Origin of the sequence: Myroides profundi (assembly GCF_000833025.1) — a bacterium.
GTDB lineage: Bacteria > Bacteroidota > Bacteroidia > Flavobacteriales > Flavobacteriaceae > Flavobacterium > Flavobacterium profundi_A.
The window spans coordinates 2179361-2191778 of record NZ_CP010817.1 but is presented as its reverse complement, the minus strand read 5'-3'; the positions used below and the strand labels follow the sequence as shown (position 1 = coordinate 2191778).

Annotated in this window: 11 protein-coding genes; 9 read left to right on the top strand and 2 right to left on the bottom strand. The window is 31.0% G+C overall.

From position 1 onward, the window contains the following. Positions 1–4 precede the first annotated feature (4 nt). The gene (locus MPR_RS09605; RefSeq protein WP_041892022.1) at positions 5–1075 is read right to left on the bottom strand and encodes a DUF3810 domain-containing protein; all 1071 of its coding nucleotides are present in this window, start codon (positions 1073–1075) and stop codon (positions 5–7) included. A 74-nt stretch (positions 1076–1149) separates the two neighbouring features. Between MPR_RS09605 and MPR_RS09600 the strand changes: the two genes are divergently transcribed. From MPR_RS09600 to MPR_RS09565, 8 genes are all read left to right on the top strand, one after another. Beyond that, positions 1150–1413: a (2Fe-2S) ferredoxin domain-containing protein gene (locus MPR_RS09600; protein WP_041892020.1), complete on the top strand. Its 264-nt coding sequence runs from the start codon at positions 1150–1152 to the stop codon at positions 1411–1413. 166 nt (positions 1414–1579) lie between these two features. Then, positions 1580–2137, top strand: a complete 558-nt coding sequence (locus MPR_RS09595; RefSeq protein ID WP_041892018.1) for a hypothetical protein — start codon at positions 1580–1582, stop codon at positions 2135–2137. Positions 2138–2245: 108 nt separating this feature from the next. Beyond that, the gene (locus MPR_RS09590) at positions 2246–3157 is read left to right on the top strand and encodes a WD40 repeat domain-containing protein (protein WP_041892016.1); all 912 of its coding nucleotides are present in this window, start codon (positions 2246–2248) and stop codon (positions 3155–3157) included. A gap of 406 nt (positions 3158–3563) precedes the next feature. Further along, positions 3564–3947: a (deoxy)nucleoside triphosphate pyrophosphohydrolase gene (locus MPR_RS09585; RefSeq protein WP_041892013.1), complete on the top strand. Its 384-nt coding sequence runs from the start codon at positions 3564–3566 to the stop codon at positions 3945–3947. Between the two features lie 247 nt (positions 3948–4194). Continuing rightward, a complete protein-coding gene (locus MPR_RS09580; protein WP_041892011.1) occupies positions 4195–5070 on the top strand; it encodes a helix-turn-helix domain-containing protein in 876 nt (291 codons plus the stop codon). Positions 5071–5152: 82 nt separating this feature from the next. Continuing rightward, positions 5153–6370, top strand: a complete 1218-nt coding sequence (locus tag MPR_RS09575; protein ID WP_041892009.1) for a TCR/Tet family MFS transporter — start codon at positions 5153–5155, stop codon at positions 6368–6370. Positions 6371–6613: 243 nt separating this feature from the next. Continuing rightward, a complete protein-coding gene (locus MPR_RS09570) occupies positions 6614–7381 on the top strand; it encodes a methyltransferase domain-containing protein (protein ID WP_041892007.1) in 768 nt (255 codons plus the stop codon). 248 nt (positions 7382–7629) lie between these two features. Further along, positions 7630–8736, top strand: a complete 1107-nt coding sequence (locus MPR_RS09565; protein WP_041892005.1) for an IS4 family transposase — start codon at positions 7630–7632, stop codon at positions 8734–8736. Between the two features lie 27 nt (positions 8737–8763). Here the strand turns inward: MPR_RS09565 and MPR_RS09560 are convergent, their stop codons facing one another. Beyond that, a complete protein-coding gene (locus MPR_RS09560) occupies positions 8764–9456 on the bottom strand; it encodes a hypothetical protein (protein WP_235280424.1) in 693 nt (230 codons plus the stop codon). A 546-nt stretch (positions 9457–10002) separates the two neighbouring features. Here MPR_RS09560 and MPR_RS09555 point away from each other — a divergent pair. Then, positions 10003–12348 (top strand): TonB-dependent receptor, encoded by a 2346-nt coding sequence (locus MPR_RS09555; RefSeq protein ID WP_235280423.1) that lies wholly within the window; start codon positions 10003–10005, stop codon positions 12346–12348. Positions 12349–12418: the final 70 nt, after the last annotated feature.

Below are 12418 nucleotides of genomic sequence, written 5' to 3'. Positions count from 1 at the left end.
AATCTTATAGAATAGGATTTTTTAAATCATAATTTATCAGAAGGTCTACAAACTTATTATAAGATTGTAGGCCTTCTTTTTGATTATTAAGTTTTAAGAAACCATTGTAAAATACCTTGAAGAAAGAATCTGTGATATTCTTATAGTCACTCCAGAATATAATATTCTCGTTTAGGTTATCTTTCACTCCAGGATGTATTGTTTCAAATAAAGCTTTAACTTCTACAGATTCTTTGTCATTGATATTGGACACACAGTATCTAAGGGCATAGATAATAGCTGCATATTGATAAGCAGTATCTTTTTGATTATATGCCGCCATAAAGCCTATAAAGTTAGCGTCACTTTCTTTTGCAAACCCTAACTGATGAGACATTTCATGAGATGCTGTGACAATCATGGTAAGGGTAGGTATTTTATTGTTTACCTGCGCTTCTAGTGTAAAAGGATTGATATATCCAGAGAACCCCATATAAGTCAAAGGAAGGCTAAATAAAGACTCTTTGATTGCTAATGAGTTGGTATTATCTATTTGATGCAAGAAGGTTATTTGTTCAATTCCTTTTTTTGAATCAACTAATATTGTATTGATGTCTTGTTTTAACTTTACAGCTATCGTACTGTCATTTGTAATAACTAGTTGTAATAGATTAGCTCTTTGTATTAATTTGGTTGTTAGATTTAATAACTTCTCTTGATCATAGCCACGTTCTATTCCTAATTGGCTTTCTAGAGTTGGCCTAAAGTTGTTTAATCCCCAGCCGATATTAAATAGAATATAGAAGATCACAACACATTTAAAAGTTAATGCCGTACAAGTCATTGTGATTTTCTTCCATCCATTCTGTGTCTTAAAAACTTGGTAAAACTTATAGATAAGAAATAACCCTATAATCATATACAATACATCTCCTACAGAAAAAGGGAATAGACTCGTAATCGTATTGAAAACTTTACATAAATAGAAATAAAAACCATTTGTATAAAAGGCTTCAATAGCATCAGGAAAACGTGTAATAATATTAAAAGTAAGAATAGAACAAACAAATAATATCAACCAATATCTTAATTTCATAAAAGTGTGCTAAATTTCATTTGATTAATTTAGAATAGATAAAAATAAATATATTTGTATCAAATTCTAAAACTATGAGTAAAGTTAAGAAAGGTGAGAGAACTATCTTCGTTTGTGACGGAAAAAAATGCTGTAGATATAATGAAGAGACTAAAAGTTGTTTTAAAGCTTTATTAGAAGAGAGTGGGCTTTCTAACGATTACTCTGTGTGTAAGATGAAATGCCAAGGGATGTGTAAGAGTGCTCCTGTGGTGTATATCTCTTCTCATGACAAGTACAAGAAAGAAGTAGGAGCAAAGAAAGCAAAGAAGATCTTTCAAGAATATATAATCGCTTAGATCTAGACACTATTGCTATTTATTTTATTACCGTAATATAAATCGTGTCTGATCCAAACAAGAACAAGGCTATTTAGTATACTAAGTAGCCTTGTTTTTTATATGCTTGATAGTAAATTGAATTTAAAATGTCTATGTTTGAAGCCAACTAATTAATTTTATATTTATGAAGCGTGTTTTATTTACCCTTGTCATTTGTTTAATGACTATTACTTCTTTTGCACAGAAGACTATAGATAATCCTAAGAAATTCTTAGCGTCTCTCGCTGCTCACTGTGGCAAGGCTTATGCAGGTCAAATCGTGTCTCCTAATGTACCTGCTGATTTTAAAGATAAAGAGTTATTGATGAAGGTAATCTCTTGTAAGGAGGAAGAAGTGAAAATCTCATTCTTTGTAGGGGAAGATTTATCTCGTACTTGGGTATTTACACTAGAGAATGGACTAGTAAAGTTAAAACACGACCATAGACATCAAGATGGAACACCAGATGATATCACGATGTATGGAGGTACTGCTACTAATACAGGCTTTGCTGATATGCAATTCTTTCCATCAGATCAAGAGACAGTAGATATGATGAGTACGATAGCAGGGAATGTATGGTGGGTGACGATTAAAGATAATAAATATACCTATAATCTAAAGAGAGTAGATAGTACAGGTTATTTCAGTGCTTCTTTTGATTTGTCTAACGAGGTGAAAACAGATAAAATGCCTTGGTAATATCACTGTGAATATCTTCTTTATAAATGGCTAAATTTTGTTACTCAATTTTCTATCTTGCAGGCTCAATAAGGCTTTGAGGGAATCAAAGTAATAAGAGAAGTATAGATGAAAATAAATAGAATAGCAAAAAGAGGATTATTTGAATATCAAAAAGACCGCAACGAAGAAGGGTTAATGTTATATGACTTTCTAGAAGAGCGAGTTATTCGCTTTGCAGATTATAAAGAATGGCGTATTAATGCTATTTCTCCAGATGGGAAGTACATTGCTATAAATAAGATATCAGAGACGACTAGAGCGTTTAAAACAGATTTTGCTATTCTACGTGTGGATACACAAGAACAAGTGTTTTTTACGAATACTTATTTTGTATATGATGCAGAGTTTAGTTTAGACTCAGATAAAGTACTGATTGTTGCTCATAATAAAAAACCTTTTTGTTTAGATTTAGCTACCAAAGAGATTATAGCAGAGATGCCTAAAAATATCCGTACTTATCAAGGGAGTTTTAATAAAGAAAAGAATCAATTCATTGCTCCTTCAGAGACTTTTAAGGATACACTTTATCTATTTGACTTTGCCTCAGGCGAAACAGAGAAGATAAAAACTAGTCTAAAAGAAAAGATAGGTAAGGTAGAGTATACTAATGATAGTCAGCATTTAATTGCGTTGACAGAAAGTAGTATTGTCTATTGTCTTGATTTATCATATAAGGTGATTTGGTCTGTTGATTTTAATACTTTATTAGGATCACCTGTACGTATTAATTCATCAAGTATGTTATTGTCAGAAGATAATCAATATCTAATGTTAGAAGCATCCTCTACTGAGACCAATAATTGGGGAGCAGAGTTTGTTCTAGAAGTAAATACAGGAAAATTAGTAAATACTATAGAAGGATATCAATATAGAGGTAGAATACAAGATGCACTCTTCGATAATAAGGTATTATTATATACTTATCATACCTTAGATATGCTGACAGGAGAGGTTAAGGAGTTAGAATTAAAGAGATAAAATAAAAAAAGCCTCATTAGACATTCGTCTTTTGAGGCTTTTTTCTCATAGCAATTTAATTTATTTTCAATTGTGGGGCAATATATATTCAATTTAGGATAGATCTTTATTACCAACTTGTGTTTCGAACAAAGAAAATAAAGCTTTTTTTATCTTTAAAAGCAGTGCAAATGTATGTGTATCTCATAAAATATACAATCTTATAGATGCGGTATTAACATAAAGTATACCTTTAGTATACAGGTGAAGCTCAGTATAATAGCTTTTTGAAATTTTATAAGATATCGTTTTGACTATAAATGTCTTATTTTTAAATAGATACTAGCTTTTTATCTTGTTTAAATCAATATGATTGTACAAAACGTGTATTGCGTTGTGTTTTTTATAAATGTTAAAATTTATCATTATGTTAAGGGTTACTTGTGCCATAATTGAGTCTAATCAGAAGGTTTTGATAGCTCAGCGAAATCAAAATATGTTATTGCCTTATAAATGGGAGTTTCCAGGAGGAAAGGTAGAGAAAGGGGAGCAAGACGAAATGTGTATTGTGAGAGAGATAAAAGAAGAGCTCAATCTAAATATTGTAGTACAATCTAGGCTCACACCTGTAACTCATCACTACGATACATTTTCTTTAGAATTATTTCCCTTTATTTGTCATACAGATTCACAAGAGTTTGAAGTTAAAGAGCATGCTCAAGTTTTGTGGATAGAAGCTCAGGATTTATTAAACTATGATTGGGCAGAAGCGGATACCCCTATTGTGAAAGAGTATTTAGCACTAAAGTAAGTTTACAGAGGATTTAACTTAAACTTTTTATTGTTTATAAGAACTCCAACTTTATATTCTTTACAACCGCTGAGATTACTTAACCTAATTTATAAAATTTAATAAAATACCAAAATCTATAAATAGAAATAGGTAATATTGTAGTGTGACGATATCCTATAGGTACATTAAATAGAGAAGGATAAAGATATTTGTCATCAAAAGGAGGGAGGTACTTCTTTTTGAAGATTTAAAAATATGTGTGAATATGGCTTTATTTATAACCCTTGATAATGTTTATAGTCTATATGATCTTGATGCGGCAAGGAAGATAGATGGTATCGTTGTTTTTCATCAATACAGTAAGGCAAATCAAAACTATAAGAAACATAGCCGTCTGTTTGAAGGACTACTATTAGGTGTTGTATTAAAAGGGGCAATGAAAACTCAAATTCACTTTTCTGAATATGAGGTTAATGAAGGGGATATAGCAGTTGTTCCTCCGCAGGTGATGATCGAAACAAAGTCTTTAAGTGAAGATGCAGAAATAGTAACTATTGGTCTTTCATTAGATTTTATTTCAACTTTTCCCATATTAAGAGAATTTGTAATGAATGACCAGATTCGTTGGCAGCCAATTATAAGATTAGATCCCGAAGAGCTTCTTTTACAACAGGAGTTAATCAAGCTTATTGAGAAAGTATACAATAAGAAGCAAAGCTCTAATAAAATAGAAATGCTCAAACATCTTGTTATGGTATTGATTAATTTGATTATCGAAAAGTATCAAGATGTGCCTAATACTAAAAACCAAACGAAGAATCGAACACACGAAATCATCGATAACTTTTACTCTTTGGTATCTAAATATGCTCACAAGCAACGCAATGTACAGTTTTATGCAGATAAACTACATTTAAGCACGCAGTACCTCTCGTCGTTTCTTAAACAAAATACGGGAAGATCTACTTTGCAATGGATTGATCATGTACTTATATTACACGCTAAAACACTACTTAAATCATCAAGTCTATCAATAAAAGAGATTAGTAATGAGCTAGAGTTCACAGACACTAGTGTGTTCTGTAGATACTTTAAGCGAAATACAGGAATGTCTCCTAAGTTATACCGAGAGGAAGAGTAATCATCAAGAAGGCTTAGAAATAGTACTTAAAACCTCTTAAATCGTCAATACCCTGTTTTGTCACTCTGTTTACTTTTACCACATGAAAAAAACAGATAAAAAAGCAGCAGTAGGGTTTATATTTATTACCCTATTGCTAGATATAACAGGATGGGGTATTATACTTCCTGTCGTTCCAAAACTGATTGGTGAGCTTATTCAAGGTGATATTAGCGAAGCTGCTAAGTATGGTGGATGGCTTGGTTTTGCCTATGCATTTACACAGTTTGTGTTTTCACCCTTAGTAGGTAATCTTAGTGATAAGTATGGTAGACGACCTATTTTACTTATTTCTCTTTTTGGCTTTTCGATAGATTATATTTTATTAGCTCTTGCACCTTCTATAGGATGGTTATTTATAGGACGTATCATAGCAGGACTGACTGGAGCTAGTATTTCTACAGCAAGTGCTTATATTGCTGATATATCTACTGATGAGAACAGAACAAAGAACTTTGGGGTAATAGGAGCTGCTTTTGGACTAGGGTTTATAATAGGACCTGTGTTGGGAGGTTTATTAGGACATTATGGAGCGCGAGTGCCTTTTTATGTAGCCGCTGTATTATGTCTTCTGAATTTCCTTTACGGGTATTTTATGCTTCCTGAGAGTCTAGATAAGAGTAAGAGAAGGTCATTTGAGTGGAAACGTGCTAATCCGATAGGTTCTTTTCAGTTTTTATTTAAACATCCTAAAATTTCCAATCTAGTATTTGCTTTAGTGTTCGTCTATATTGGACTACATGCAGTTCAGAGTAATTGGCATTTCTTTACGATGTATAAGTTTAGTTGGACAGAAAGGCTAGTGGGTATCTCATTAGGGATATTAGGATTGTTAATTGGGTTGGTACAAGGAGTATTGATAAGATGGAGTGCGCCTAAATTAGGAGAGCAAAAAAGTATCTATTTAGGACTTTTATTTTATGCATTAGGGCTATTATTGTTTGCTTTTGCAAATCAAGGATGGATGATGTTAGTCTTTTTAATACCGTATTCTTTAGGGGGTATCTGTGGTCCTTCTCTTCAGTCTTTAATTAGTAAAAGTATCCCTTCTGATCAACAAGGTGAATTACAAGGAGCCTTAACAAGTTTAGTGAGTGTTACTTCTATAATAGGTCCACCTGTTATGACTAACTTATTCTATTATTTTACTCATGAGAATGCACCTTTTGAGTTTTCGGGAGCTCCATTTTTATTGGCGTCGCTATTGATGTTTATCAGCGCAGTGTTTATCTATTATAGCTTTAAAAAATATAAAAGCTAAGTGTTTATGGGGGATGGAATTACTATCAAAAGGATATTGCATAGTATAAGTACTTTATAATGTCTTTTGATCTTGAAAGATTAGAATAATGAAGAAACACCTAGGCTATGTTAGTATTAATTACTTATTTTATTGCTGTTATTTTTACAAATGTCGCAAAAAGCCCTCCTTGTTTTTAGCATATTGTAACCGTTATTTTTGTGTAGAGTTCATAACTTTATATTCAATTTAAAAACATAGAATATGCCTTGGAATCCAACAGTATACAACAAGTTTAAAGACGTTCGTTTTTTACCATTTTTTGATTTGAGCAGTATGATTCAAGAAACTAAATCGATGAAAGCAGTTGATTTAGGATGTGGTACAGGAGAACAGACAGCTTTATTAGTAGAGAAGTTTAAACATGCTATATTTACAGGGATTGACTCCTCTTTAGAAATGCTTGAGAAAGCCCATCCAGTAGAGTCAGATAGACTAGTATTTAAACATCAGACGATAGAGGAATTTACCTCAGCTGATGAGTCTTGGGACTTGATTTTTAGTAATGCTGCTTTACAGTGGTCAGATAATCATGGAGAGTTATTTCCTCATCTTATTTCTAAGGTAAATGCAGGAGGACAGTTTGCTGTACAAATGCCTTGTCAGGCTGAAAACATACTAAATAAATTGCTCTATGATTTAGCAGATCAACAGCCCTATAAAGCGCAATTAAAAGGATGGAACAGAAGACCTCCTGTTTTAACTCTAGATCAATATGCACAGATTATGTTTGATGGAGGATTAAGTGAACTTCATATTTCTCAACGTGTTTATCCTATTATAGCAGAGGATCACGATACTTTATATGAATTTATTGCTGGTTCAGCCTTGATTCCGTACCTAGAGAGATTAGATGAAGAAGAGAAAGTCTTATTTATCAAAGCATTTAAAGAAAAGATAGCTGCTACATTTCAACAGTTGCCAGCTTTATATGCATTTAAGCGAATATTACTCTATGGTATAAAAAAGTAGAGTAAAACAACAAAGCCTAATTACGCATTTCTCGTAATTAGGCTTTGTTATTAATTGATATGGTATAAACTAAACTATTTTCTTCATTGGGTACATCCGCTAAAGCTCGGTCTTTCTAAGATTAGATTTGTAGTTTTTACCTTAGTACACGACAAAAGTATTAATTAGTTGATTTTAAGAGAAATAAAGGGAGGAGTGATTTGCAAAAAAGGCTGATATTCAGTATATTAAAGTTTTCCTCCTACAGAATGTCTTTAAAAACGAACAACAGCCTAGAGTACAAAAATACAGAACTTCTAACAACTATAAAAGCCAATTTTAAAGGTAAATTAGGGTTAGCTAGGATCCGACTTATTTGTTTGTTTATCGTCTCTCTATGCAAAGTAAAGTCTGTGAATTTTTCTAAAGTATCAACTGGATTTGACAACTGTGCTGAAACTAGTAGTAACTATAGACGTATTCAGCGCTTTATATCCTCAGTTGATTTAAAATTGGAATGGATTTCAAGACTTATCTTTGGGCTTATTCCTACCCAGGAATCCTATGTTCTTGTAATGGATCGCACCAATTGGAAGTTTGGTAAACAAGACATAAACATCTTAATGCTAGGTATTAGTTATAAGAATATGTGTTTTCCAATACTGTTTAAAATGTTAGATAAACGAGGTAATTCAAATACAAATGAGCGAAAAGAACTCATTAATACTTTTATTGATTGGTTTGGTAAAGATTGTATTAATTGTGTATTAGCAGATAGAGAATTTGTTGGAGAGGATTGGATTAGCTATCTAAATGATAAGCAAATTAAATATTACATTCGTATTAGAAATAACTTCAAGGTTTACTTGTATAGTAAACAGAAAGAAATAACAGCTTCTCATCTATTTAATAACTTAAAACCTGGTCAAACAAGACAGTATCACAAGATTGTTAGAATTCATAATCAGCTATGTTATATCTCTGGAACTAAAGTGATAACAGATGGTAAAATAGACTTCTGTATAATCATAGGTTTTAATAAACCAGAGAAAGCTTTAGATACTTACAAAATAAGATGGCAGATAGAAACACTATTTAAAGCCTTCAAGTCTAGTGGCTTTAATATAGAAGATACACACTTGAAAAAAATAGATAGAATTGAAAAACTACTCATGTTAGTGATGATCGCTTTTGTGTGGTGCTATAAGATTGGGGACTATATTGACACTATAAAACCTATCAAAATCAAGAATCATGGCAATAGGCTTATTAGTGTATTTAAACTTGGACTTGACTACTTATCAAGATTATTACTTTCTAAAAATGAATACAACCCTTTAAATATCAATTGCTTTAGTTTTTTGTCGTGTACTTAGAGTTTTTACCTATTTTATTTTGAATAACTAAGACAATTTAATAATAAGTAGCCCAAGTAATACACTGACTATTAGGATGCCGCTTATGATAAGTACTCCTTGTCCTATATGCTTCATATATCTTTTTCCATCGAAGGTAAAGTATTGAGGATGAATACTAAACTCTTTAAATACAGACGGGTCTATTCTTAAATCAGGTCTAAAGCGAACAATACCTTCTATGAATTTTGCTCTTAACGCTCTTGCATTTTTGATTTGATATACGCTCCCAACATCTGCACCGTCAAATACAACTTCAGTTTGAACGCCATCTATTCCTACAGCTAATCTCCATGTCTTATTTACAGGTACTAAGTATACATCATAGTACTCTGAACGGTAAGAATGCCCTAATTGATGATAAAGAACTTCAGCCGTACTTCCATCTTTTTTAGAAAAGTGGATACCTTGATCATCTACTTTGATATTTCTTATGGCTAGAGCCATTTTACTTTTTATATAACGATAAAAGCGGTACAATACTATAGCCCATATAGGGTAGTAGAATAGACCTATAATGACTAATGTCTTAATTTGTGTTGATACCAATAAGGGTAACAAAGCCAGAAAGACAAATAAGCTCACTAGCAGCGCACCTCCAGAAATATTGAAGATCCAAGTAAGTAGTACATTATCCTTAGAGTATAGTGGTGAAAAATCTTTTTGACAATTCTTTTGCATTCGTCGAATATACAAAAAAAGCATAAAAGGAGACTTTTTGAAAGGTATTTTATTAAACGAGTTAATGATTAGTATTGATCGTTATTGGGCTTACTCTTTTACTTCTTTCAGTAACAGCTATTCCTGTATATAGAAAAGGATAAGAATTTTTGGTGATGGGAATATTTTAGAGCTTACAATAATTTATTTTAATATATTGAATTTGATGTTTTTACGGTCTTATTTGAATATTTTAATTCTATCTTATCCCAAAATAGTATATAGTTCATAAATTAAGAATTGATATAATGTTTTGAAATTATTTAGTTGTGATTCTATTTTGTTTTTATAAAATTATTTAACAATATTTATTTTATTATTGGTAATTATTGTTTATTATTCAAACTAAGTCGGGTGTTGTTTGCATTTTGTTTTGATAATTTAATTTAACATATTATGTTTGTTGTTAGAAAGAGAAAGTCGAATAAATATTTCAATTCATATCATCTATTCATGTCTCGAAATTCTCTCAAAATAAGTTAGGTATTTAAATAAATATATTGTTAAATGATAAAATATATCTTAGTCTTTTTTTTATCTCCTTTGTTTTTGTTTTCACAAACTAAAATAAAAGGACAAGTTCTTACTACAGACAGTAATTCTATTGAATTTGCAACAGTATTATTAACTAAAGAGGGGAAGCTATTAAAATCCGATATTTCTGATGAGAATGGATTCTTTCAAATAGAAGAAAAACAAGGGGAATACCTATTTAAAATAGCCTATTTAGGTAATGAACTCTTTGAAAAAGAGATCAACTTAAAAGAGAATGTTGATTTAGGGGTGATTAGAATCGACTACGGAACTGAATTGAAAGAAATAATGATAGAGTCGAAGCTTAAAATGAAAAAGAACTTCGATAAATATGAAGTGACTAATATTTCTAATTCAATATTAGCTAAAAATAAATCAACACTAGAGTTTCTAAATACTGTTCCTATTGTAAATGTTGCTCCAGATGGTAAATCAGTTAAGATTAAAAATAGCAAGAGCGTATCGATTCTGATTAATGGTCGAAATGTAGGAGGAAATGATGTTGCGTTGAGTATGTTACAGTCTATCCCTGCAGTAGATATAAAGAAAATCGAAGTGATAGAGAATCCTGGGAGTAGTTACAGGGCAGGTGATAATGGTATCATCAATGTGATTGTAAACAAAACAAAGGAACAGCCTTTTAAAGTAGTTTTAAATGCTAAGTCTACACAATCATTTTATAATACACAAGACGGTTCAGCTTACTTAGCTTTCTCTAAAAATAAATGGGCGGTCACTTCTGGAGTCAAATTGGAAAATTCTAAAAATAAAGCATATAGATATGATTCTTATATTGACTTTAAAAGTAATGACGAAACTCAAATAGAAAGTAATGCTATTACAAAAGGAACAAATTATACTCCTTATGTAAATATTGATTACACTCTTAGCAAAAATCAGACTATAGGTATGAGTTTAAGCTCTAGGTTTAGTAACAATGAAACCAATAGAGATATTGTTAGTTCTTATTACAATGTAACAAACAATCAATTAGATTCCTTGAATATTGCAAAAAATAAAGATAAAATAAGTAATTACCACGTAGTGTATTATAATTTAAATCATAAGATTGTATTAGATACTTTAGATAGTAATATAAGCTCAGATTTTAATTATTATAACTCTAGGAATAATAGAGATATGTTTAATACGTTCTCTTACGCGAACGGCAAAGAAAAGAGGTTTCTACAAAATCCTGACAATACTACTGAGTTAATAGAGTTTAAGACAGACTATGAGAAAAACTTCAAAGACAGTAGTAAACTGACTACGGGGATTAATTATTCTAAGAGTAATATTAACAGTGATAATTTTTTTGGAAATTACAATGGTGTTGAATATGTATCTGATGATAGACAAACTAATGTGTTTAAATATAAAGAAGACTATTTTGCTTTATTTGCGAATTACCGTAAGTTGTTTTCAGAATCTTTTGGAGTACTTATTGGTTTGCGCTACGAATATTTATCAGCAAAAGGTACTTTAAAATCAGACTCTGAAACTGTGAAAATTAGTAACTCAAACTTGTTTCCATCTTTAGCCCTTTTGTATGGAATAAATGATGAACACCAATTGACTCTAAATTTTGCTAGTTCTATAACTCGTACCCCTTATAGCAATCTTAATCCGTTTATATATATAAACTCACCGAATTCAATTAGGGTGAATAACCCTTACCTTAAAAATACTAAAAAATCATTTGTAGGCTTGACTTATACCTTTTTTGATGATTATAACTTAGAATTAGGTTATGCGAAGACCCATAATCTATTTAATAATTTTGATGCTGTAATTGATAATGTAATTGTGAATACGATAGATAATTTTGGAAACGGAGACGGTTATGGAGGTAATTTCTATTTTAATAAGAATCTCTTTAAGAACCATTGGAGTTTTTCGTTTAGTATGTCTTTGGAAATGTATAAAGTTAGAGGAGAGTATAATAATATTCCAGTAAAAATCGACAATACAAACTTTTATTTCAACATCAAAAACAACCTGTTTTTTGACAAGAAAAAGAACACTGTTTTAACCTTAACTTACGGTTATGACAATGGCTTTGAGGATATATTCGGTAAAGTGAATGCTCAACACTCTCTTAACCTTGATTTAGGAAGATCGTTTAATGATTTTTACGTAAGTATTGGAGCGTATGATTTATTGAAGCCAGATACTAATATGAGGTTTAGTAACTCTGCCTATAGCTTTAATAAAAAGCAAGAATATTTTAAGAGCTATTTTATAAGTATGAGATATACATTAGGTAATAAGAGAATAAAGAATGTAATTTCAAAAGAACAAAATGAACGATTAAATTAAGAGTATAAGGTAGTCTAGATATAGATTAATTTATATTGAGACTTGAGATAATATGATATTTATACGAAAG